We start from the raw sequence: 24,092 nt of genomic DNA, 5'->3' as shown, positions 1-24,092 counted from the left end.
AGACAAATGTTGAAGCATGGCGTAATTCGTTTTTCCCTCGTTGCCTGTAGCCTGGCGCTTGCCGGGCTTGCACAGGCCATCGAGCCGGTGCTCAAGGAAAGTGATTTGCCTGTGTTGGCTCAGGAGAGCCAACATGCTACGGCTAGCAAGCGAATTGCCAATCTGTTTACCCGCTCGCATTACAAGCAGTTCAAGCTGGACGATGCCTTTTCCTCCGTGATCTTTGACAAGTATCTGGAGAATCTGGACTACAGCCGCAACCTGTTTCTGGCCTCTGATATCAGCCGCTTTGAAAAGTACCGTACCGGTTTTGACACCGACCTCGAGAGAGGGCGGCTGGCACCGGCTTACGAGATGTTCAATCTGAGTCAGCAGCGGCGTTATGAGCGGTTCGAATACGCCCTCAAACTGCTCGATACTCCTTTCGATTTTACCCAGCCCGACAATTATATCTTTGATCGGGAAGGGGCGGCCTGGCCGAAAGACGAAGCCGAACTCAACGAGTTGTGGCGCCAGCGGGTCAAGTTCGATGCCCTGAGCCTCAAGCTCAGCGGCAAGGAGTGGCCCGAGATCAAGGAACTGCTTGGCAAGCGTTACAACAACGCCATCAAGCGGATGTCCCAGACCGAGAGCGAGGACGTGTTCCAGCTCTTCATGAACTCCTTCGCTCGCGCCATCGAACCGCACACCAGCTATCTGTCTCCGCGCAGCGCCGATCGTTTCAACACCGAGATGAACCTCTCGCTGGAGGGGATTGGTGCCGTGCTGCAGGCCGAGGATGACTTCACCGTCATTCGCTCCCTGGTGCCCGGTGGTCCGGCAGCCAAGTCCAATCACCTCAAACCCGATGACAAAATTGTCGGGGTAGGGCAGGACGACGGCAAGATTGTCGATGTGATCGGCTGGCGTCTCGATGACGTGGTCGAACTCATCAAGGGACCAAAAGGCAGCAAGGTGAAGCTGGAGATCCAGCGTGGCAAGGGTGCCGCCGCCAAGACCGAGCAGATCGAGCTGGTGCGTGACAAGGTGCGCCTGGAAGACCGAGCCGCCAAGTCGAAGGTGATCACCGCCGAAGGCAAGAAGATCGGCGTGCTCGAGATCCCGAGTTTCTACGTCAACCTGCATGATGACGTGATCAAGGAGCTCTCCAGCCTCAACAAGCAGAAGATCGATGGCCTCATCGTCGATCTGCGTGGCAACGGCGGCGGCGCGCTGACCGAAGCCTCTGCTTTGAGCGGCCTGTTCTTTGCCAGCGGTCCCGTGGTGCAGATCCGGGATCACATGGGCCGCATCACCGTCAACGGTGATGACGACGGCAACGTCTACTACGGCGGTCCCATGTCGGTAATGATCGACAGATACAGCGCCTCGGCCTCCGAGATCTTTGCCGCCGCCATGCAGGATTACGGCCGTGCCCTGATCCTCGGCGAGAACTCGTTCGGCAAGGGCACGGTGCAGCAGCATCGCAGCCTCGCCAAGGTGTATGACTTCTACGAGCAGCCGCTCGGTCACGTGCAGTACACCATCGCCAAGTTCTACCGGATCAACGGTGGCAGCACCCAGAACAAGGGCGTCGCCCCGGACATCAGCTTCCCGACCGCGGTGGCGCCGGAAGAGACGGGCGAGAGCCGCGAGTTCAACGCCTTGCCGTGGGACAAGATTGCATCGGCCAAGTACGACAAGCTCGGCAACTTCGCCAGCCTGCTGCCCAAGCTGCAGTCTGCCCACGAGGCACGGATCAACAAGGATCCGGAGTTTGCCTACGTGATGCAGGACATTGCCGACTACAAGGAGGAGAAAGACAAGAAGTCGGTCTCCCTCAACGAGGCGGAGCGTCTGGCGGATCAGGCCAAGCAGGACGAGAAGGCTCTCAAGCGCACCAACGAGCGCCTTGCCCGTCTCGGCAAGCCGGCGGTGAAGAGTCTGGATGAACTGCCCGCCGATTTCGAGGCTCCCGACGAGTATCTGGTCGAGGCAGCCAACATCACGGCGGACCTGGCCAAGCTCAGCAAACGCAGCTGATCACTGGCGAGTCAATTAATCAACAAGGGCGACTGAGGTCGCCCTTTCTTTTGCCTGAATGCAAACTATTTGACCCTGCCAACCGGTTGTGACAGCCTCTGACACGTCAATTACAAGCGTGGAAGCAAACAATAATGACCGATCACTCCCAGGCCATGACGGCCAAATATCGCCAGGATTACCGGGCTCCGCTCTACTGGATCGACAGCATCGATCTCGACTTTCAACTGCAGGAGCCGCTGACCCAGGTGACCGCCATCTCCCGTCTGCGCCGCAATGGCGAGCACAATGAACCGCTGGTGCTTGATGGGGAGGGGCTCTCCCTGCACAGCGTCAGCGTGGACGGGGTACCCTTCACTCAGTACGAGCAGGGCGAGAGCAGCCTGACCCTGTTCAACCTGCCGGCCGAATGCGTGCTGACCATCGTGACCCTACTGGATCCGGCTGCCAACACCGCGCTGGAAGGGCTCTACAAGTCCGGCGACGCCTACTGCACCCAGTGTGAGGCGGAAGGGTTCCGGCGTATCACCTATTATCTGGACCGGCCCGACATTCTGGCCCGTTACAGCACCCGCATCACCGCCGACAAATCCCAGTTCCCTTTCCTGCTCTCCAACGGCAACAAGGTCGACAGCGGCGATCTGGGTGACGGCCGCCACTTCGTGCAGTGGCAGGATCCCTTCCCCAAACCGAGCTACCTGTTTGCCCTGGTGGCCGGGGACTTCGACGTGGAGCGGGGTAGCTACGCTACCCGTAGTGGCCGCAAGGTGGCCCTCAAGATCTTCGTCGACAAGGGCAACCTGGATCGCGCCGGTTTCGCCATGGAGAGCCTCATCAACTCCATGCGCTGGGACGAGCAGCGCTTCGGTCTCGAGTACGACCTCGACATCTATATGATCGTGGCGGTGGACTTCTTCAACATGGGCGCCATGGAGAACAAGGGGCTCAACATCTTCAACTCCAAGTTCGTGCTGGCCAACCCGGCTACCGCTACCGACGGCGACTACCACGGCATCGAGCGGGTGATCGGCCACGAATACTTCCACAACTGGACCGGCAACCGTGTCACCTGCCGCGACTGGTTCCAGCTCAGCCTGAAAGAGGGGCTGACGGTGTTTCGGGATCAGGAGTTCTCTTCCGATCTGGGCTCACGCGGGGTCAATCGCATCAATAACGTGCGCACGGTGCGCGGCCCGCAGTTTGCCGAAGATGCCGGCCCCATGGCCCACCCCATCCGCCCGGATGTGGTGATCGAGATGAACAACTTCTACACCCTGACCGTCTACGAGAAGGGCTCGGAAGTGATCCGCATGCTGCATACCCTGTTGGGTGAGGCCGCCTTCCAGGCAGGCATGCGCCTCTATTTCGAGCGCTTTGACGGTCAAGCCGTCACCTGTGATGACTTCGTGCAGGCGATGGAAGATGCCTCCGGCGTGGATCTCGGCCGCTTCCGCCGCTGGTACAGCCAGTCCGGTACCCCTGAGCTCACCGTGACCGACGAGTACGATGCCGAAATCGGCGTCTATCGCCTGCATGTGAGCCAGCACACCCCGCCGACCCAGGATCAGCCGCAAAAACTGCCGCTACATATTCCGCTCGACATCGAATTCTATGATGCGCAAGGGGCCGTCATTCCGCTGCAGTACCAGGGCAAGGCCATCGGCAACGTGCTGGACGTGCTGGAAGCGGAGCAGACCTTCGTCTTCGATCGGGTGGCGGTCAAGCCGGTGCCCTCCCTGCTGCGGGACTTCTCCGCGCCGGTGAAGTTGCATTTTGACTACAGCGACGAAGCCCTGGCCTTCCTGATGCGCCATGCCCGCAACGAGTTTGCTCGCTGGGATGCGGCGCAGATGCTGATCAACAAGGCGGTCATCGACGGCGTGGACCGGGTGCAGCACGGGCAGGGGGTTGAGCTCTCCCAGACCCTGCTGGCGGCCTTTGTCGCCATTCTGGACGATGGCGAGCTGGACCCGGCCCTCAAGGCGGAGATCCTGGCGCTGCCGGGTGAGGCGACCCTGGCCGAGCTGTTCGAGGTGGCCGACATCGATGCCATCCATCAGGTTCGCAACGAGATCCACACCTCGCTGGCCCACGCCTTCGGTGCCCGTCTGACAAGCAGCTACGAAGCGCTGCGCCTGCCGGCGTATCAGGTGGTGCACGCAGACATGGCCAAGCGGGCGCTCAAGGGCGTCGTGCTGGGCTATCTGGCGGCGCTCGACGCCGGCAGTGCCGATCTGCTGGTACGCCAGCAATATGCCACCGCCGACAACATGACCGACACCCTGGCGGCGCTGCAGGTGGCCAACAGCCATCTGCTGCCGTGCCGCTCCGAGTTACTGGCCGATTTCGAAGGTAAGTGGGCCAAGGATGGTCTGGTGTTGGACAACTGGCTGCGGCTGGTGGGTAGCAAGCCGGCGGAAGACGTGCTGGAGGAGGTGAAGCTGGCGATGGCGCATCCTACCTTCAGCATCCGCAACCCGAACCGGCTGCGGGCGTTGGTGGCCAGTTTTGCCATGAACAACCAGGTGCAGTTCCATGCGCGCGATGGTCGCGGCTACCGCTTCCTGACCGATCTCTTGATCGAGCTCAACGAGGTCAACCCGCAGGTGGCCTCCCGCCTCATCACCCCGCTCATCCAGTTCAAGCGGCTCGATGAGGGGCGCAAGGCGCTGATCCGCACCGAGCTGACCCGTCTGGCCAACCTCGAGGGGCTGGCACGGGATCTGTTCGAGAAGGTGAGCAAGGCACTGCAGCAGTAAACCCGACGGGGTGGGGGAGCCATCTCCCACCCTTTCAACACCCGGGTTGTTTATCAGACCAGAGGAGTCATCGTGAAGCAGTTTACCTTTCGCCTGTCCCTGAGCCACGACGAGGTCATGCTGATGTATCAGGGTCATGCCAAACGGCTGGTGGTACGCAGCGAGCAGGGGCTGACCCTGGAGCTGGGCATTGAGAAAATCCGGCCTTTCGTCGCCATCAGCGGGGTACATGGCTATTTTCGCCTCAAAACCCAGGATGATTATCGCTTTATCAGCCTCGAACGCATAAATTAACAAAACTTGAACATATTTCCGCGCAATTCACTGCTTTCAGTCACTATCTATCCGGTAAATCCGTAACCATCCAGTGGGATTTTCTGTTTTTTGCCAGAACGGCAAAATATTTCACAGCTTAAGGCGTGATCTGACCCTTGTTTTTAACAACTCATTATCACCTTTGCTCGCCTTCCTTGATCCAAGACATTACACTTCGCAGCAACTCTGTACCGGTGGGCATCCAGGGTGGATGTCTCTGTGTCGGTGGTTAATGTCGTCCGATAAGGAATATAGAAATGGCATTGAAAGACGCCCCTACCTCAGTTCTGCTCGAAAACGTTCTCAGCCTGATCCATCAGAAGTTGCCCAAGAAGAGTGCCTCCCTGGTCGAGTGCTTCGTCGCCAAGTTCTACGGCAACATGGCGAGCACCGATCTGCACGATCGCAATGACAGCGATCTCTATGGTGCCGCGCTCAGCCTGTGGAATGCGCTCAACCAGCGCACCTCGACCTCCCCCTATATCCGAGTCTACAATCCCGAGCTGACCCGCCATGGCTGGCAGTCTCCCCATACCATCGTCGAGATCATCCTGCAGGACTCCCCCTTCCTGGTGGACTCCATCCGCATGGCGCTCAAGCGCCGGGGCATCACGGCGCACATGATGCTGCACCAGCCGTTGCACCTCATTCGTGGCAACGAGGGCAAGATCAGCGCCATTCTGGATCTCGACAACAGTGCCGAACAGACCTCGGTCGAAACCGCCTTCCTCATCGAAATCGATCACCTCACCAGCGAGGAGCAGATGGAAGGGTTGACTGCCGAGCTCAATTCGGTGGCCGGTGAAGTGGCGCTGGCGGTCGGTGACTGGCAGCCGATGCTGGCACGCCTGAACGAGATCATCGACGAGCTGCCCAAGCGCAAGAACCCGGTCAGTCAGGCCGAAGTGGACTCCTGTGTTGCCTTCCTCAAGTGGGTGGCCGCCCATAACTTCACCCTGATGGGCTATCGCCGCTATGACGTCAAGGCGGTGGAGGGGGATCACGAGATCCTGCCCCAGGCCGACTCCAGCCTGGGTCTGATGAAAAACTCCATCAAGGAAGTGGGGCAGCGCCTTGGCAACATGCCGGCCAGTGCCCGTCACGCGGCGCTGAGTTCTGACTTGCTGATCCTCACCAAGTCCAACAGCAAGTCGCGGGTGCATCGCCCGGCGTATGTGGACTACATCGGCATCAAGCGCTTCGACGAGCACGGCAAGGTGGTGGGAGAGGATCGCTTCATCGGCCTGTATGCCTCCTCCATCTACAACACCAGCGCAACCCAGATCCCGCTCATCAGTCACCGTCTCGAGCACATCATGGCCGCCTCCGGTCACGAGAAGGGCTCCCACGCCTACAAGGCGCTGCTGAACGTATTGGAAACCTACCCGCGCGACGAGCTGATCCAGGCCCGTGAAGAGGAGCTGCTGGCTACCGGTCTTGGCGTGCTGGAGATGCAGGAGCGCGACATGCTGCGCCTGTTCGTGCGCCGCGATGTGTACGGCCGTTTCTTCTCCTGCATGGTCTATGTCACCAAGGAGCGCTACAACACGGCGCTGCGGGTCAAGACCCAGCAGATCCTGCAGAAGTATTTTGGCAGCAGCGAAGAGGTGGAGTTCAACGTCTACTTCACCGAGGGCGTGCTGGCACGGACCCACTACATAGTGCGGGTCAACAACAACAACGTGGATGTGGATGTGAACGAAGTACAGAACAACCTGATTGAAGCGGCCCGCAGCTGGGACGACCGCCTGGATTCCGTGCTGCTCTCTCACTACGGTGAAGCCCGCGGCAACGAACTGCGCCGCCGTTTCAGCACCGCCTTCCCCCGCGCCTACAAGGAAGACGTGCTGCCGGGTTCCGCCGTGGCCGACATCATGGAGCTGGACAACCTGAGCGAGGCCAATCCGCTCGGCATGCTGTTCTACCGCGCTCAGGAAGAAGAGAACGATCGCCGGGTTCGCCTCAAACTGTTCCACCGCACCGAACCCATCCACCTCTCCGATGTGCTGCCCATGCTGGAAAACATGGGGCTGCGCGTCATCGGCGAAACTCCCTATCAGGTGCGCACCCCGGCGGGCGACATCTTCTGGATCCTCGACTTCTCCATGCTGCTGCATGGCGAGCAGCCGTTCGATCTGGAACAGAGCCAGCAGCGCTTCCAGCAGGCTTTCGCAGCCATCTGGAACAAGCAGCTGGAAGATGATGGCTTCAACCGCCTGGTGCTGGGAGCCGGCCTCACCGGTCGTCAGGTCTCGGTACTGCGCGCCTATGCCAAATACATGCGTCAGACCGGCGTCTCCTTCAGCCAGTCCTATATCGAAGAGACCCTGACCCGCTACCCGGATATCGCCCAGCTGCTGTTCACCCTGTTCGAACAGCGCCTTGATCCGGCCGGCAAGCAGGACGCCAAGGTGCCATCGCAAGATGCCAAGGCATCCGCCAAGCTGCACGAGCAGCTCGCCGCCAAGCTGGATCAGGTCGCCAACCTGGACGACGATCGCATCATCCGCCGCTATGTGGAGATGATCGACGCCACCCTGCGCACCAACTACTACCAGCTGGACAAGGCGGGCAACATCAAGCCCTACATCTCCTTCAAGCTGGCCCCCTCCAGCATCACCGACATGCCGCTGCCGCTGCCCAAGTTCGAGATCTTCGTCTACTCGCCGCGGGTAGAAGGGGTGCACCTGCGCTGGGGCAAGGTGGCCCGTGGCGGTCTGCGCTGGTCTGATCGCAAGGAGGACTTCCGCACCGAAGTGCTGGGTCTGGTAAAAGCCCAGCAGGTGAAGAACACCGTCATCGTGCCAGTCGGTGCCAAGGGCGGCTTCTACTGCAAACAGATGCCGGCGGGGGCCCCCCGTGCCGCCATCCAGGAAGAGGGCAAGGCCTGCTATCGCCTGTTTATTCGCGGCCTGCTCGATGTGACCGACAACATCATCGGCGGCGAGGTGATCCCGCCGAAATCCGTGGTGCGTCACGACGAGGATGACTACTACCTGGTGGTGGCCGCCGACAAGGGCACCGCGACCTTCTCGGACATCGCCAACGAGATAAGCCTCGAATACGGCCACTGGCTGGGCGATGCGTTCGCCTCCGGCGGCTCGGTCGGCTATGACCACAAGAAGATGGGCATCACCGCCCGTGGCGCCTGGGAATCGGTCAAGCGGCATTTTCGCGAGATCGGCGTCAACTGCCAGACCACCGACTTCACTTGCGTCGGCATCGGCGACATGGCGGGGGACGTGTTTGGCAACGGCATGCTGCTCTCCGAGCACACCCAGCTGGTGGGCGCCTTCAACCACATGCACATCTTCATCGACCCGACCCCCAATGCGGCCAAGAGCTTCGTCGAGCGCAAGCGCCTGTTCGAGCTGCCCGGCTCCAGCTGGGATGACTACAACCGGGAGCTGATATCCCAAGGGGGCGGCATCTTCCTGCGCTCGGCCAAGTCCATCAAGCTGAGCCCCGAGATCCAGACCCTGCTCGGTACTGACAAGGCCAGCATGGCCCCGAACGAGCTGATCAAGGCGCTGCTCTGCCTGAACGTGGATCTGCTGTGGAACGGCGGCATCGGCACCTATGTGAAGAGTTCCCGCGAGAGCGACGCCGAAGTGGGCGATCGCAGCAACGATGTGCTGCGGGTCAATGGCCGCGATCTGCGGGCCCGCATCGTGGGTGAGGGCGGCAACCTCGGCTTTACCCAGCTCGGCCGGGTGGAGTACGCCAGCCAGGGCGGTCGCATCAACACCGACTTCACCGACAACGTGGGCGGGGTGGATTGCTCCGACAACGAGGTGAACATCAAGATCCTGCTGAACCAGCTGGTGGCGGCCGGTGACCTGACCCTCAAGCAGCGCAATCAGATGCTCTATGAGATGACCGACGACGTGGCGCAGATTGTCATCACCAACGCCTATCGCCAGTCCCAGTCCATCTCGGTGACCAGTTTCCGCGGCGCCGAGCAGCTCAAGGAGCAGCAGCGTTTCATCCAGGGGCTGGAGCGGGAAGGCAAGCTGGACCGCGCCCTGGAGTTCCTGCCCTCCGACGAGGAGCTCTCCGAGCGGATGGCGGCGGGGCAGGGGCTGACCCGTCCCGAACTGGCGGTGCTGGTGGCCTATGGCAAGATGGTACTGAAAGAGCAGCTCAACTGCCCGGAAGTGACCGACGAGCCCTTCCTCGCCAACATGCTGGTGACCAGCTTCCCGGCCAAGCTGCAGCAGCAGTTCGGTGCGGCACTGGCCCAGCATCCGCTGCGCGGGGAGATCATCGCGACCCGGGTGGCCAACATGCTGGTCAACGACATGGGGCTCAACTTCGCCAGCCGGATGAAGGACGAGACCGGTGCCTCGGTGGCGGAAGTGGCCTGCTGCTTCGCCATGGCCCGCGAGGTATTTGGCCTCAACCAGCTGTGGCGCGACATCGAAGGGTGCGACAACCTGGTGGGGGCAGAGACCCAGCTCGAGCTGATGTTCTACAGCCGTCGCATCGTGCGCCGCGCCACCCGCTGGTTCCTGCGCGCCCGCAATCGCAGCTGGAGCATCAGCGAGAACATCGCCTTCTTCCGTCCGGCCTTCGAGACGCTGGGGCAGCACCTCTACGAGGTGATGGACGAGAGCGAAGTGGCCGAGCACCAGCAGGCGGTCGCGGCGTTGGTGGCCAAGCAAGTGCCACAAGCCATCGCCCGTCAGGTGGCCCACATGAGCAGCCTCTTCTCCAGCCTGGATCTGGCGCAGATCGCCGCGGAGCACAAGACCGACATCCTGCGTGCCGCCAACGTCTACTACCGTCTCGGCGCCAAGCTGGATCTGCACTGGTTCCTCGACCAGATCAACCATCAACCGGTGGGCAACCACTGGCAGGCGATGGCGCGGGCCTCCTTCCGCGAAGATCTGGACTGGCAGCAGCGCAGCCTCACTTCCGTGGTGCTGGAAGGGTGCAAAGATCAGGGAGAATGCGCTACCATACTGGCCGACTGGATTTCGGAGCATGAGCAACTCTTGTCCCGTTGGACCCACATGTTGGCCGACTTCAAGACCACCAGTACCCATGAGTTCGCCAAGTTCTCGGTGGCCTTGCGGGAGTTGAACCTGCTCCAGTTGAATTGCCGAGCACTGTGATTGCCAGTTAAGGCATGACAGCGGTATCACACCCAAAGCCCCGGCCAGTTGCCGGGGCTTTTTTTAAGGAGCAAACATGCTGTACCCTCTCGCCAGGCATTTCCTGTTCAAGCTCAACCCGGAACAGGCGCACGATCTCTCCATCAAATATCTGCCCCGCCTTCTCGGTACGCCGCTTGATTGTTTCTTCCGCCACTCCTTGCCCAAACGCCCCGTCACTGTCATGGGGCTTTCTTTTGCCAATCCGGTGGGTCTGGCGGCCGGTCTGGACAAGGATGGCGAGTGTATCGATGCCTTCGGGGCCATGGGATTCGGCTTTATCGAGGTCGGTACCGTCACTCCCAGACCCCAGAGCGGCAATGACAAGCCACGTCTGTTCCGGGTTATTCCGGCAGAGGGGATCATCAACCGGATGGGCTTCAACAACAAAGGGGTCGACCATCTGGTTGCCCAGGTCAAGAAGGCCAAATATCAGGGGGTGATCGGCATCAATATCGGCAAGAACAAGGACACCCCCATCGAGCAGGGCAAGGATGATTACCTGATCTGCATGGACAAGGTGTATGACCATGCCGGTTATATTGCCGTCAATATCTCTTCCCCCAATACGCCGGGGTTGCGTTCGCTGCAATATGGCGATGCGCTGGATGAACTGTTGGCCGCCCTCAAGGTTCGTCAGCAGGAGCTGGCCGCGCAATATAAGAAATACGTGCCACTGGCCGTTAAAATTGCGCCGGATTTGACTCCGGATGAAATTAATCAGGTGGCCGCATCCTTGATAAAAAACGACATTGATGGGGTCATTGCCACCAATACTACCCTTGAGCGCGACATGATTTATGACATGCCCCATGCAGCTGAAGCGGGTGGCCTCAGCGGTCGTCCTTTGCAGCACAAGAGCACCGAAGTGATCCGCCAGCTGGCCAAGGCACTGGATGGTGCGCTGCCCATTATTGGCGTCGGTGGCATCGACAGTGCCATGGCGGCCCGCGAGAAGCTGGCAGCGGGTGCCAGTCTGGTCCAGATTTACAGCGGCTTTATTTATAAGGGCCCGGATCTGGTCAAAGAGATTGTGACCCATATATAAGAAATAAATCGGTGCCCTTTATTTAAAGTTGCTGAAATTCTCGACATGGAATAAAGTCGAGTAACGACTTTCAGTAAGGGCACCTGCATGTGTATCCAACCCAATGACAATTGGCAGTGGCATTATGATGCTCATGATGATCGTCTGATGCTGGATTTATCCGAGCGCATGATCTTCGCCACCGAATATAAAGGGCGACAGCTTGTCCCTTGTTCCTTCACCACCCAGCCTTTTTGCGTGGATGATGCTGCGCTCTATTATCAGCTGATGGACAGGGTTGCCGAACTGGAGTGGAGCGTACCGCATCAGGTTCAGCTGGTACTCAATGCCATCGCCGTCAGCCGCTTTTACAAACCCCTGATGCCACAAAGCTGGTTCTTTGGGGAAACCCACCCCGCCATTATTCCCGAAACCGGTGCGCTGGTGTGCATGGGCACCCCACACGGCAAAGGGGAGTTTCTGGTGATCGAAGCCGGTGAACAGGCCAGCGTCTGTTTGAACCTGACTGACGATCTCATATTGACCACCAGCAAGACACTGCCCCGTTTTGGCGTTATCAAGGTAATGAACAATCGCATGAGCCCAAGGCCGGTAGCACAGGCGCAATATCGCCAGGTGAGCTGATCTTTTTCAACTGTGGCAGTTCTATGACCATACGACAACTGGGGCAAAATTAGCCAGATGTCACCTTTTAACATGCTATTCTGAATCCAATCTGAATTTCCTCCTCACGGTGGGCGATTATTTTTATTGCTACCGGACGCTATCCTTGAAAACGTGAACTGTGCCACTTGAGGCTTTCCTGCAAACTCCGTAATCTCAAAATGCGAGTGTAATAATGTGCGTGTATCTGGTTGATACGTGTAAGTAGCATGATCAAGGAAATGACTCATGAAAATAAACAAGTATCTACTGACCAGTAGTCTGTTTCTTCTGCCTCTGACCACATCAGCGACAGAAGATATATCGGTTCTCGTCTACGGAGCATCCATACACAGTGGATGTGAGAAGGCCAAAGGCCCACATGGCAAGACCTGTGACTTTAACAATATCAATCCGGGGTTGGGGGTAGACTGGGCATTTTTGGGGAATCAGGAGACCGGCAAGCTTTCGCTGCGTGGCGGTGGTTATGAAGACTCCTATGAGAAATTTGCCGCCTATGCTGGCTTTATGTATCGCAAGGAGTGGTATCTCACCGAGAGTGTTTTTGCCGGCTTGGGCTTGCAGGCTGGCTATCTCGATGGATCAGGAGTCAATGGCTTCGCCATGCTGCCCATTGTCAGTCTGGGCTATAAAAATGTCGCCTTGGAAATTGGGTATGCGCCCAAGATGAACAATGTTCCAGGTCGCAAACATGTGGCTGTGACCTCATTTGGTTTGCGCTGGGCAATTTAATGTTGTCATGCTAATTGCGAAGACCCGCATCAAGCGGGTCTTTTACATTGGACTAGCGCCACATTGAACCGCTGTGAATGGATGATCATGAAAGCGTGTATAACGCAGATTTTGGCGTTTCATAGGCATCAGATAAAAATGCCCTCCGATCAATTTGATGAGAGGGCGGCAAACACACACTACAGGAGGAATAAGCGGTTGTATCAACAACACGGGGCTATTCTAAATCCTGTAGTTTCTCTTGAAACCTGATAGATGTGACAGTCGGACAATAGCGATATGAACAGAGAGAGGAGGAAAAAATAGCCCTCCCGTTTACGGACGATAACGGGAGAGCCAAACACGGGGTTTACAGAAAGGACTTGCTCTGTCGTGGGAATAATAACGAGTTGAGTCTTGTTTGACGCCTGTCAGATATGGCAGCTGAATGGCTCGCCTATTCTGATCATGGTCATGGCATATATGGTTGCAATCTCAACAAGGTATTGCCGTACCAATTGAGAAAGGCCGGAGTAAACTTGGTTATTGTTCTAGCTCGCTCAGCTGCCGGTACGTTTTTTCTTCGTCATATCCTTCCTGCGCACATGCCTCGCCATGTCAGATGCCTTCTGTTTATGCCGTCACTGGCAAGCTTTTGCTGCTCCGGATCGCGGCTTAAGGTATAATGCGGCACTATTTTTATGGGTTCCCCGTGAGCGTGATGAAAGAATTTTTTGCAACCTGCCCCAAAGGGCTGGAAAACCTGTTGGCCGTTGAGCTGACCAATCTGGGCGCAGAGCAGGTCCGTGAGACCGTGGCTGGCGTGCATTTCAAAGGCGAACTGGCCATTGGCTACAAGGCCTGTCTGTGGAGCCGTTTCGCCTCCCGCATCGTGCTGGTGCTGTCCGAATTCCAGATGAATGACGACCTGGATCTCTATCTGGGTGCTCACACCATTCCCTGGGAAGAGCACTTCTCCGGTACTTCCACCATTGCGGTGGATTTTACCGGTACCAATCCGGCCATTCGCAATACCCAGTACGGTGCCCTGAAGATCAAGGATGCCATCGTCGATCGCTTTACTAAGCGCGGTCACGTGCGTCCTGACGTGGACAAGAAGTCGCCGGATATTCGCATCATGGCGCACCTGGGCAAGGGCAAGGCCAATATCACGCTGGACTTGTCAGGCCCCGCGCTGCACCAGCGTTTCTACCGTCAGGGCACCGGTGAGGCGCCGCTCAAAGAGAACCTGGCCGCCGCCATGATTGCCCGTAGCGGCTGGGCCGGCGAGCCCATGATGGACCCCATGTGTGGCTCCGGTACGCTGCTGGTGGAAGCTGCCTTTATCGCCGCCGACATGGCACCGGCCTTGCGCCGCGAGCGCTTCGGGTTCGATCGCTGGCTGCAGCACGATAGCGAGCTGTGGCAGAGCCTGCTGATGGAGGCTCAGGTTCGGGCCAAGCGCGGCATGCAGCGCTGCGAGGTGAAGCTGTTTGGTTGCGATGCTGACAGCCGCGTGCTGCTCAAAGCCCGCGACAACGCCAAAGCCGCCGGCGTGGCCCATCTCATCACCTTCAAACAGGCCGACGTCACCGCGCTGGAAAATCCGCTGCCGATGCCGGCAGTGGAAGGGGAGGCTCGTCAGGTCGGCATGCTGATCTCCAACCCCCCCTATGGCGAGCGTCTTGGCGAGTTCCCGGCACTGCTGGAAGTGCACCAGGCCCTCGGTGATGCCCTGCGTCGCAGCTTCCAGGGCTGGAAAGTCTCCATTCTTTCCGCATCCCCCGAGCTCTTGAGCTGTTTGCGTCTGCGCGCTGACAAGCAATATCGCCTGTTCAACGGCGCCCTCGAATGTCAGCTGCGTAACTACCAGATTGCACAGGACTCTGTTGCTTCCCAGAAAGAGGTGGCGCAGGACTTTGCCAACCGTCTGCGCAAGAATCTGAAGACCCTGGAGAAGTGGGCACAGAAAGAGAACCTCGACTGCTATCGCCTCTACGATGCCGATCTGCCGGAGTACAACGCCGCCATCGACCGTTATCAGGACTATCTGGTGGTGCAGGAGTACGCGGCGCCCAAGGACATTCCCGCCCAGAAGACTCGTCAGCGTCTGCTCGACATGGTGCAGGCCGCCATCAAGGTGACCGGCATGGACGGCGAGAAGGTGATCCTGAAGGTGCGCGAGCGTCAGGAAGGCAAGCAGCAGTACCAGAAGCTCTCCGAAGAGCAGCACCGGATGGAAGTGCAGGAGTATGGCGCCCGTCTGTGGGTCAATCTCTATGACTATCTCGATACCGGTCTGTTCCTCGACCACCGTCAGACCCGCCGTATGCTGGGTCAGATGGCCAAGGGCAAGCGCTTCCTGAACCTGTTTGCCTACACCGGCAGTGCCACCGTGCACGCTGGGTTGGGTGGTGCCAGCGAGACCACCACGGTGGACATGTCGCGCACCTACCTCAACTGGGCACAAGACAACATGCGCCTCAACTCGCTGGTGGGCCGAGAGCACAAGTTCGTGCAGGCCGACTGCCTGAAGTGGCTCTCCGAGGCGGACGAGCAGTACGACCTCATCTTCATCGATCCGCCCACCTTCTCCAACTCCAAGCGGATGGATGAGAGCTTCGACGTGCAGCGCGATCACCTGCTGCTGATGCAGCACCTGAAGCGGCTGCTGGCTGCGGGTGGCACCCTGGTGTTCTCCAACAACAAGCGCCACTTCAAGATGGATCTGGCCGGTCTCGAGGCCATCGGTCTCAAGGCCCAGAACATCACCGGCAAGACTCGACCCAAGGATTTCGAGCGCAACCAGCATATCCACAACTGCTGGATCATCACCCATGCGGAGGCTGAGGCCTGATGCTGACCCTGTTTCACACCGACGGCTGCCACCTGTGCGAACAGGCGTGGGCGCTGGTGGAGCAGGCCGGTATTGCAGCCGATGCTCGCCAGTGCGACATCATGGATGATGCGCAGTGGCTGGCAACCTATCGGGTCCGCATTCCGGTACTGCGCGATGAAGCGGGGCGTGAACTGGGTTGGCCCTTCACCCTGACTGAGCTACAAGCGTGGCTTGCCAGGCAGGGGTGAGCGGGCGATTTGACGATGAAACGGGGGGAGATCCAGTCTGCCACCCGTTTTTTCATTAGCAATAAGGAACAAGAATGGCTCTTTTGACATTGCACGGCGCGTCGTTGTCGTTCAGTGATTTTCCGCTGCTCGATCAGGCCGAGCTCACCATCGAGCGGGGCGAGCGCCTCTGTCTGGTGGGGCGCAACGGGGCGGGCAAGTCCACCCTGATGAAGGTGATCGCCGGCGAACTGCCGCTCGATGACGGCCGTCTGGTGCTGCAACAAGATTTGAAAGTGACCCGTCTCGAGCAGGATCCCCCCGCGTCGAGCGAGATCACCGTGTTTGACTACGCCGCCGAAGGTCTGGCCGGGGTAGGGGAGCTGCTCAAGCAGTATCACCATATCTCCATGGAACTGGCACATGATGCCTCCGATGCCAACATCCGCAAGATGAGCCAGCTGCAGGAGCAGCTCGACTACCAGAATGGCTGGCGGTTCGAGACTCGCATCAATCAGGTGCTGACTCTGCTGGGTCTGGATCCCGACGTGACCCTCGACAGCCTCTCCGGCGGCTGGCTGCGCAAGGTGGCACTGGCCCGCGCGCTGGCCTGCGATCCGGATCTGTTGCTGCTGGACGAACCGACCAACCACCTGGACATCGATGCCATCAACTGGCTGGAAGAGTTCCTCAAGGATTTTCGCGGCGCTATCGTCTTCATCTCCCACGACCGGGAATTCATCCACAAGCTGGCGACCCGGATCATCGATCTGGACCGCGGCGTGATCACCTCCTGGCCCGGCAACTACGACGAGTACCTGCAGGGGAAAGAGGAGTGGCTGCGGGTCGAGGAGCTCAAGAATGCCGAGTTCGATCGCAAGCTGGCCCAGGAAGAGGTGTGGGTACGCCAAGGGATCAAGGCCCGTCGCACCCGCAATGAGGGGCGAGTGCGCGCCCTCAAGGCAATGCGGATGGAGCGGACCCAGCGCCGTGAACTGCAGGGCAAAGCCAAGCTGCAGCTGGACGAGGCAAGCCGCTCCGGCAAGCTGGTATTTGAGAGTGAAGGCCTGGGGTTGGACTTTGGTGATCGCACTTTGTTCCAGGGGCTGGATCTGCAGGTGCTGCGCGGCGACAAGATTGCGCTGGTCGGCCCCAACGGTTGCGGCAAGTCGACGCTCATCAAGCTGCTGCTCGGTCAGTTGAGCCCAAGTCGTGGCACGGTCAAGGGGGGCACCAATCTGGAAGTGGCCTACTTCGATCAGTACCGCGAGCAGCTCGACCCCGAGAAGACGGTGGTGGACAACGTCGGGGAGGGCAAGCAGGAAGTGATGGTGCGCGGCCGCTCCCGCCACATTCTCGGTTACCTGCAGGACTTCCTGTTTGAACCAAAACGGGCACGCACCCCGGTGAAAGCCTTGTCAGGGGGCGAAAAAAACCGTTTACTGTTGGCCAAATTGTTCTTGAAGCCCAGTAATTTACTGATCCTCGATGAACCAACCAACGACCTGGATGTCGAAACGCTGGAATTGCTGGAAGAGCTGCTGGCGGACTACCCCGGCACCCTGTTGCTGGTGAGTCACGATCGTCGTTTCATCGACAATACCGTGACCGGTTGCTGGTTGTTTGAAGGGGACGGACAGATCAGCGATTATGTGGGCGGTTACGCCGACATGATGGCCACCCGCGCTCAACAACAGGCACAGCAGTCTGCGCAGCACGTCGCCAAACAGGTGCAGAGCAAAACGCCAGAGCCTGTCGTGGCGCCGGCGCCTGCTGCCACAAAAGCCAAAAAGCTCTCTTACAAGTTGCAGCTGGAGCTGGATAATCTACCGGCTCGACTGGAACAGCTGGAGGCAGAGCTGGATGCCCTGCAGACCGAGATCAACCACCCCGGTTTCTTCTCCCTGCCGAGCGACCAGACTCAAGCCAAACTGGATGCCCTGAATGCAGCAGAGGCTGCATTGGAACAAGCCTTCTCCCGTTGGGAGGAGTTGGAAGCGTTGAAACATCAGGACTAAGGAAGTAGATGAAAAAGCAATTATCCATGCTGGCCATTCTGGTCAGCGCCAGCCTGCATGCCCAGGCGGCACAAAGTCCCTTTTTCACCATTGTCGATGCGTCCGACAAGGGTTACGCCAGCGGGATCAGCGGCGACGGCAACGGGCTCATCGGGATCAATACCAAGAACAACATGGCCGAGCACTTCTCGACCGTGCGTTTTGCCGACTTCCTGGTCGATCGTTTCCGTTTCGAGCAGGGCTGCATGCTCTCCAACTCGGTCTGCAACTCTTTCTGGAACGACAACAGCAACTTCGCCTATCAGTGGCGTCGTGACTTCCTCGACGGGGTCGACCAGCGCAACAACGTAGGTTACGTGCAGCTGGGCGAGACCGACGGTCTGGTGACCGCGCTGGGCGACGTACCTGGCACCCGGGCGGGCTACAAGATGAGTGGCAAGCTGCGCACTGCCTTCGCCGTGGTCGAGGAGGGCAACCCCGTCGAGCTGAAAGATGGCGCTGGCACTCACAGCCTGAGCGTGCCGACCAGCATCAAGAAACTGGACAACGGCCAGTATCTGGTGACCGGTACCGCCGCCACTGGCAAGAACATTGCCGTCAACTCCGAAACCTACAACTGGTGCTTTGCCGGCAACGACGGCCAGTACGGTGACTACCGCTACTGCCCGGGCCTCAATACTCAGGCCAGCTTCTGGCTGGTCAACAGTACCGGCACCTTCAACAAGCTGCTGCAGGCCAACGAGTATGCCCGCGCCCGCAACGAAGTGGTGCAGACCGCCTCCGCGCTCGGAGTGGGTAAATTCAACGGCAATCTGTACGGGGTAGGGTACTCCTCCACCGGCGAGATCGGCACCAACTACCTGGATGGTCGCAACCTGGCCGCTTACTGGACGCTGGATCTGGATGGCAGCAAGGTTGGCACTACCCAGATCATCCCGCTGGCCGAAGGCGAGCCCGGCAAGGATGACGCCAAGCTGCAACACAGCTGGGCCGTGGGGGTCAATGACAACGGTTATGTGATAGGCAACCAGCTCTATCGCATCAACAAGGGCCAGAACCGCCCGGTCGAGATGTTCGTGTTCAACCTGAACACGCCGACCACCAACGCCGTGGTTTCCCTGCAGGACAAGCCGCTCAGCGGCGCCGGCTCGGAAGCGGCCGCCATCAACAACCACAACATGGTGGTTGGCTGGCGTGATTCCCGCCACCAGACCCAGCCCGTGGTCAACGGCACCAACCGCATGCAGGAAGGTTTCCTGCTGAACGCAGCGACCGGCAACAACTGGTATCTGAACGATCTCATCTGCGGTCTGGATGATGCGGGCGCCAAGCAGTGTGCTCAGAACGGTTATTACTACCACATCGCTTATGCCAGCGGCATCAGCAGCAACGGTACCGTCGCGGCCACGGCTTATCGCTACAACAGTGAGAGCGATCTGAACAACCGCACCAATGCTACCGTGGTCAGCGTCAAGCTGGCGCCGGTGGTAACCGACTACAAGAACAACGATCCGGCCGGTTATGTGGTCGCCAACGCACCGGTCAACAACCAGACCGGTCAGGATGGCGGCAGCGGTGGCGGCAGCCTGTTCTGGTTGACTCTGCTGGCCCTGCCATTCGCCTGGCTGCGCCGTTTCCAGCGCTAAAAAGTTGTGTCACTAAAAATTAATGCGGTTCAGTGTCTTGTGTCACAATGACCGGATAGCATGAAATTTTTTGTTTGACCCTGCCGACCCCCTGGGGTAAAGATGAAAGCGACCGATGAAAAATTGGTCGCTTTTTTTGTTCCACGGAAGAGGGTCGTAGATGATGAAGAGACAAAAACGGGACCGTCTGGAAAGAGCTCGTGCTCGTGGTTATCAGGCTGGCGTGGTCGGCAAACAGAAAGAAGCGTGTCCGTATCAATGCCTGGATGCCCGTGGGCATTGGCTTGGTGGTTGGCGTGATGCCATGGAAGGGCGGGGCTCAGGCCTCTTCATGAAGTAGCCGGTACTTCATCACTCATTGCAAAAGGAAAGGGGCCATAATGGCCCCTTTACGTTGTTCAGTTTGAACTGCGGGTCAGCACTTAGAATGCGGTGGTGTCCTTGAACAGACCCACTTTCAGATCGGTAGCGCTGTAAATCGGGCGACCATCCACTTCCACCACGCCATCGGCGATCCCCATCACCAGCTTGCGGTTGATGACGCGTTTGAAGGTGATCTTGTAGGTCACTTTCTTGGCGGTCGGCAGGATCTGGCCGGTGAATTTCACCTCGCCAACCCCCAGTGCACGACCCTTGCCGGGGCCGCCTTTCCAGCCCAGGAAGAAACCGACCAGTTGCCACATGGCATCCAGACCGAGACAGCCAGGCATGACCGGATCACCCGGGAAGTGGCAATCGAAGAACCAGAGATCCGGCGTGATATCGAGCTCTGCCAGGATTTCGCCCTTGCCATGCTCACCACCGTTGTCATTGATCTTGACGATACGATCCATCATCAACATGTTGGGGGCGGGCAGCTGACTGTTACCCTCACCAAACAGTTCGCCACGGCTGCAGGCGAGCAGCTCTTCACGGGTAAACGAGTCTTTGCCTTGTTCACACAGGGAAAGGCGGGCATCAATGGTGGTATTGTCTACGGTCACGCTGTTTATCCTTCAAATGGGTCAAAGCCGGGCCAATTTAGCGTACAGTTGTTCGCTAAACAACTCCGATCACTTCTTTTCTCACCGTCCGAACACTCGACCAAGCAGGCGGCGCAGCACGCCACCCTTGATGACGTCGGTGCCATTGAGCTCATCCAGCCGCTGCTGGATCCGGCCGAACAAGGTATCCGGCATATCCGGCTCACCAGCAACACAACCGGTCAGCAGCTCGATAGCCTCTTCCACATGATCCACCGGATGGATATGGAATTGGCCGGCTTCGACGGCTGCAATCACCTCATCGGACAGGTTGAGCTGCTGGGCATTGGTGCCGGGCAGCAGGATCCCTTGTTTGCCGGTGAGACCGTGGATCTTGCACACCCGGAAGAAGCCTTCGATCTTCTCGTTGACGCCGCCGACGGCCTGCACATTGCCGAACTGATCGACCGCGCCGGTCACCGCAAAGTGCTGGTAGATGGGCTGGCGGGCGAGGGCAGAGAGCAGGGCACACAGACCGGTCAACGAGGCGCTGTCACCATCGATCTCGTGATAGGACTGCTCGAACACCAGGTTGGCCGACAGCGGGGAAGGGTTCTCGGCACCGAACTTGTTGGAGAGATAACCGTGGATGATCATCATCGCTTTGGCGTGGATATGGCCGGCCAGCTCCGCTTTGCGCTCGATATCCGCCACATCACCATCACCCAGATGCACGGTGGCGGTGAGACGTACCGGCTCGCCGAAATCATAGGGATGGCCTGAGACTTGAATCACGGAGAGGCCGTTGATCTGGCCCACTTCCTCACCGTCGGTCTGCAGCAGGATCTGGCCGTCGATGACGCCCTGGTCGGACTGCTCGACCAGATAGTTGAGGCGGTAATCCTGCTCTTCCAGCGCACCGCGAATGTGCTCGTCAGTGACGACGTCCGCTTCCAGCTCGCGCGCCAGGCTGTCGGCCATGCGCATGATGGCAGAAAGTTGCACCTCGGAGAGTGACAGCCACTCCTGATGGTCGCACAGCCGGCTGGCGTGGCGACAAAGGGCGGCGAGGGCGGCCGGGGTGAAGTCCAGCAGCTCCCAGCGCTCGCGCAGCCAGGCCAGATATTGAAGATAATCAGGCAGATCCTCTTCAATGTTCACCTCGGAAACCAGATCTGCGCGCAGGAAGATGCGCTCGGACATGTCACGGTCCAGCATCTGGAACTCGGCCACATCGAGCCGATCGCCGACCAGGATCAGCTTGAGCTTGATGGGGGTGGCTTCCGGGGTGAAGAAGGGGGTCAGGGTTTTGCCTTCTTGATAGGCGTTCCAGTCCAGCTCACCTTTTTGCATCGCATTTTTGAGTTTGAACCAGAGATGGGGCTGATCCAGCAGCTCATCCAGTTGCAAAATCAGATAGCCACCGTTGGCCTGACGCAGCAGGCCCGGCTCCAGCAGGTGCTGGTTGGCATAGACCGAACCTTGCTCGGTCTGATAGTTGATGGAGCCAAACAGGGTATCCCAGTTCAAATCCCGCCCATAGATGACCGGTGCTTCCTGTTCTTCATGGTGGATCAGCAGGTTGATGAGTACCGGATGCTGGAATTCGAGCCCTTGAGCCACGTGCGCCGCCAGATCGGAGAGGAAGTCATCGATCTTGGGATCGTTGTTCTGTTTGCGCATGATGCGGGTGACCAGGCGCTCGGCATCCAGATGATGGCTCATCAGCTTGAGCAATTCGCCGACCATTTCACAGAACTCGAAGCCGGTGCCGGGTTGCAGGCGCAGCCAGATGGGCTTGAACGGATTGTTCAGATTCTCGGTGTAGCAGAGATCGAACAGGTCACCATCCTTGCCGTTGGAGGCGGCGATCAGCGTCTGGCAAACACCTTCATAATCCACCCCGGGAAAGCCGTTGAGCAGCATGACCGGGCAGTCACCATCAAAACTGGCGAGACGCTTGATGCCGGAAATGGCTCTGGGTTGCAAGGCGGCAAAAGGAATGGGTTCGAGTTCGCTGAGGGCAGGAAACTGTTCAATCGAAAAAACAGGTTTTAATTGTTCTGATGTTAATTCAGCCACTTAAGACATCCGGTCGGAGATAGGATCAATTGTTGCCATTATACACAGTTCAATAGGTGGTGACAGGAAACAAGATATTTAATTTAACATAATATACATTATGCGCGGTATTGGGTTGTGGAAGAGTCTGGAGTGATGCCGGTTAAAAAACGCTGGTCATCACAGCCATGCTCCTGAACTTCTCTTTTCGTTATCTCTCGCCTTCAAAGGCCTAGTCGTGCAACCGATCCAGCGGTTTGTGGTTGGCACTTTCATGGCGTTCGCTGTTGCCGGTGTGCAGGTACTTTGAGGTGGTGTCGATGCTGTCGTGGCCGGCATCGGCTTGCACATGTGATAACGGCCGCCCGTTGAGATTGATGTCGTGGGTGATGCCGGTATGACGAATGGAGTGTGGTGTCAGGTTGCGCATCTCGGCGCCGTCCTGCACAAACCCATCTTTTTCTGCCAACTCGGCGGCGGTCTGGATGACGCTCATCACCAGGTCACGCAGCTGGCGGATCCCGAGGTTGGCGTTGAGCTCGCCTTGTTCCCGGCCATGCGCCGCAGCCTTGTGGCGCACAAACAGCGGAGTTTGCTCATCAGGTGCTGGTAATGGTGAGAGACCAAGAAACGTCCGATAGCGTTTGAGGGCCTCGAGCAAGGCATGGGACACCGCCACGGTGCGGCGCTTGCCACCCTTGCTGCGAGGAATGAAATAGCCCCAGACACCGGTTTTTCCATCACGGCGAAACTGCCCCATGACGGGGGTAAATCCTGGTCTTGCCGCCACTTCCGAGATCCGCAGGTAACAGGCGTACATCAGGCTTATCAGGAAGCGGCTGCGTTCGTGCTGTTCGGGTGATTCGGCCGCCAGCAGGTCGGCTGCCTGCATCACATAGGACCACTGCAGCTCGCTGAAGGCCTGGCCATGGTCGTCCGGCTCCTGCTGCATTGAGCGCTTCACCCGTTGCAGTAACAGCGCCGGGTTGCGGTCCATGTACTCTTCCTGGATCAAGAACTGGAAGAAGGCAGACAGAATGGCGAGTTTGGTCTTCATGGCCTGTTCGCTGAGGCGGTATGGCAGCTCGCGGCCCAGCTCCCGCTTGCCAAGGAAGGGTCGCCATTGGGGATTGGGCAGTCGTTCTCCCCACTCCTTGTCGAGCACGAACTGGGCTACATTGCGATAGGCAATCAGGGCCGCCGGCGGCGCCTGACAGTAATCGAGATAGCGCATCATGATGCGCCGGGTCAGATCCTTGGGGCTGATGCGCATTTCGCCGAAGCACCAGTGCAAAAACGTGGTCAGCTCGCTGCGATAGGTTTTGTAGTTGTTCTCGCTGTTGCGCTGCTCCAGCAGCCAGTCGACGGCGAGCTCGTAGACCAGCCCGGCATCGGGCACATCGTTGAGGCTGAGATTGGCAAGATATTGATTGACCTGAGGATTGCCCGCCTCCAGGTAGGCCAGACCATCGAACAGCGGCATGGCGGGTGGAAGTAACATAGTGGTCATGATGATGCTTGTGAATGAGAGACTCGGCTCGGGGCCTGTGTGATGGTGATGCCGATAAATGGGGTTATCGGCATCACGCGGTAATGGAACGTCGATGTTGTACAGCAAACAGCATCGCCATCAATAGCTGATACTGCATAGTGTATTTATTCAAT

At 58.5% G+C, this 24,092-nt stretch carries 15 protein-coding genes; 12 read left to right on the top strand and 3 right to left on the bottom strand.

What is annotated here, in order from left to right; genetic code table 11:
- Nucleotides 1–6 precede the first annotated feature (6 nt).
- From prc to rmf, 12 genes are all read left to right on the top strand, one after another.
- Nucleotides 7–2,022, top strand: coding sequence for a carboxy terminal-processing peptidase (gene prc / locus PG900_RS03155; protein WP_016350681.1), 2,016 nt, complete (start codon nucleotides 7–9; stop codon nucleotides 2,020–2,022).
- 134 nt (nucleotides 2,023–2,156) lie between these two features.
- Nucleotides 2,157–4,781, top strand: a complete 2,625-nt coding sequence (gene pepN / locus PG900_RS03150) for an aminopeptidase N (protein ID WP_270830901.1) — start codon at nucleotides 2,157–2,159, stop codon at nucleotides 4,779–4,781.
- A 72-nt stretch (nucleotides 4,782–4,853) separates the two neighbouring features.
- Entirely contained in the window at nucleotides 4,854–5,075 is a 222-nt protein-coding gene (locus tag PG900_RS03145) for a DUF2835 domain-containing protein (protein ID WP_005300804.1), read from the top strand.
- A gap of 278 nt (nucleotides 5,076–5,353) precedes the next feature.
- A complete protein-coding gene (locus PG900_RS03140; protein WP_139706416.1) occupies nucleotides 5,354–10,213 on the top strand; it encodes an NAD-glutamate dehydrogenase in 4,860 nt (1,619 codons plus the stop codon).
- A gap of 76 nt (nucleotides 10,214–10,289) precedes the next feature.
- On the top strand, nucleotides 10,290–11,300 hold the full coding sequence (gene pyrD, locus PG900_RS03135) for a quinone-dependent dihydroorotate dehydrogenase (RefSeq protein WP_103826873.1): 1,011 nt from the start codon (nucleotides 10,290–10,292) through the stop codon (nucleotides 11,298–11,300).
- Nucleotides 11,301–11,387: 87 nt separating this feature from the next.
- Entirely contained in the window at nucleotides 11,388–11,924 is a 537-nt protein-coding gene (locus PG900_RS03130; RefSeq protein WP_270830900.1) for a cell division protein ZapC, read from the top strand.
- A 267-nt stretch (nucleotides 11,925–12,191) separates the two neighbouring features.
- Nucleotides 12,192–12,695 (top strand): hypothetical protein, encoded by a 504-nt coding sequence (locus PG900_RS03125; RefSeq protein ID WP_024945229.1) that lies wholly within the window; start codon nucleotides 12,192–12,194, stop codon nucleotides 12,693–12,695.
- A gap of 664 nt (nucleotides 12,696–13,359) precedes the next feature.
- A complete protein-coding gene (rlmKL, locus tag PG900_RS03120; protein WP_162498694.1) occupies nucleotides 13,360–15,531 on the top strand; it encodes a bifunctional 23S rRNA (guanine(2069)-N(7))-methyltransferase RlmK/23S rRNA (guanine(2445)-N(2))-methyltransferase RlmL in 2,172 nt (723 codons plus the stop codon).
- On the top strand, nucleotides 15,531–15,761 hold the full coding sequence (locus tag PG900_RS03115; RefSeq protein WP_270801012.1) for a glutaredoxin family protein: 231 nt from the start codon (nucleotides 15,531–15,533) through the stop codon (nucleotides 15,759–15,761). Before rlmKL ends, PG900_RS03115 begins: the two co-directional genes overlap by 1 nt.
- A 74-nt stretch (nucleotides 15,762–15,835) precedes the next feature.
- On the top strand, nucleotides 15,836–17,758 hold the full coding sequence (uup, locus tag PG900_RS03110; RefSeq protein ID WP_270830899.1) for an ATP-binding cassette ATPase Uup: 1,923 nt from the start codon (nucleotides 15,836–15,838) through the stop codon (nucleotides 17,756–17,758).
- An 8-nt stretch (nucleotides 17,759–17,766) separates the two neighbouring features.
- Nucleotides 17,767–19,404, top strand: a complete 1,638-nt coding sequence (locus PG900_RS03105; protein ID WP_270801018.1) for a DUF3466 family protein — start codon at nucleotides 17,767–17,769, stop codon at nucleotides 19,402–19,404.
- Nucleotides 19,405–19,564: 160 nt separating this feature from the next.
- Nucleotides 19,565–19,744, top strand: a complete 180-nt coding sequence (rmf, locus tag PG900_RS03100) for a ribosome modulation factor (RefSeq protein ID WP_005315693.1) — start codon at nucleotides 19,565–19,567, stop codon at nucleotides 19,742–19,744.
- A gap of 82 nt (nucleotides 19,745–19,826) precedes the next feature.
- Here rmf and fabA read toward each other — a convergent pair whose 3' ends face one another.
- From fabA to PG900_RS03085, 3 genes are all read right to left on the bottom strand, one after another.
- Nucleotides 19,827–20,387 (bottom strand): 3-hydroxyacyl-[acyl-carrier-protein] dehydratase FabA, encoded by a 561-nt coding sequence (fabA, locus tag PG900_RS03095; protein ID WP_016350690.1) that lies wholly within the window; start codon nucleotides 20,385–20,387, stop codon nucleotides 19,827–19,829.
- 81 nt (nucleotides 20,388–20,468) lie between these two features.
- The gene (locus tag PG900_RS03090; RefSeq protein ID WP_043122920.1) at nucleotides 20,469–22,448 is read right to left on the bottom strand and encodes a Lon protease family protein; all 1,980 of its coding nucleotides are present in this window, start codon (nucleotides 22,446–22,448) and stop codon (nucleotides 20,469–20,471) included.
- Between the two features lie 211 nt (nucleotides 22,449–22,659).
- Nucleotides 22,660–23,937 carry a tyrosine-type recombinase/integrase gene (locus PG900_RS03085; protein ID WP_270830898.1) on the bottom strand — a complete coding sequence of 426 codons (1,278 nt, stop codon included), beginning with the start codon at nucleotides 23,935–23,937 and terminating at the stop codon, nucleotides 22,660–22,662.
- Between the last annotated feature and the right edge of the window lie 155 nt (nucleotides 23,938–24,092).

Origin of the sequence: Aeromonas sp. QDB03 (assembly GCF_027707985.1) — a bacterium.
In the GTDB taxonomy this organism is placed as follows: Bacteria; Pseudomonadota; Gammaproteobacteria; order Enterobacterales; family Aeromonadaceae; genus Aeromonas; species Aeromonas hydrophila.
The sequence above is the reverse complement of the archived record's forward strand: the minus strand, read 5'-3'. Positions and strand labels throughout refer to the sequence as shown.

What these genes read in the sequence shown, in the direction of transcription:
- prc (WP_016350681.1), top strand. Translation starts at nt 7, where the DNA reads ATGTTGAAGCATGGCGTAATTCGTTTTTCCCTCGTTGCCTGTAGCCTG.
- pepN (WP_270830901.1), top strand. Translation starts at nt 2,157, where the DNA reads ATGACCGATCACTCCCAGGCCATGACGGCCAAATATCGCCAGGATTAC.
- PG900_RS03140 (WP_139706416.1), top strand. Translation starts at nt 5,354, where the DNA reads ATGGCATTGAAAGACGCCCCTACCTCAGTTCTGCTCGAAAACGTTCTC.
- pyrD (WP_103826873.1), top strand. Translation starts at nt 10,290, where the DNA reads ATGCTGTACCCTCTCGCCAGGCATTTCCTGTTCAAGCTCAACCCGGAA.
- PG900_RS03130 (WP_270830900.1), top strand. Translation starts at nt 11,388, where the DNA reads ATGTGTATCCAACCCAATGACAATTGGCAGTGGCATTATGATGCTCAT.
- PG900_RS03125 (WP_024945229.1), top strand. Translation starts at nt 12,192, where the DNA reads ATGAAAATAAACAAGTATCTACTGACCAGTAGTCTGTTTCTTCTGCCT.
- rlmKL (WP_162498694.1), top strand. Translation starts at nt 13,360, where the DNA reads ATGCGGCACTATTTTTATGGGTTCCCCGTGAGCGTGATGAAAGAATTT.
- PG900_RS03115 (WP_270801012.1), top strand. Translation starts at nt 15,531, where the DNA reads ATGCTGACCCTGTTTCACACCGACGGCTGCCACCTGTGCGAACAGGCG.
- uup (WP_270830899.1), top strand. Translation starts at nt 15,836, where the DNA reads ATGGCTCTTTTGACATTGCACGGCGCGTCGTTGTCGTTCAGTGATTTT.
- PG900_RS03105 (WP_270801018.1), top strand. Translation starts at nt 17,767, where the DNA reads ATGAAAAAGCAATTATCCATGCTGGCCATTCTGGTCAGCGCCAGCCTG.
- rmf (WP_005315693.1), top strand. Translation starts at nt 19,565, where the DNA reads ATGATGAAGAGACAAAAACGGGACCGTCTGGAAAGAGCTCGTGCTCGT.
- PG900_RS03085 (WP_270830898.1), bottom strand. Translation starts at nt 23,937, where the DNA reads ATGACCACTATGTTACTTCCACCCGCCATGCCGCTGTTCGATGGTCTG.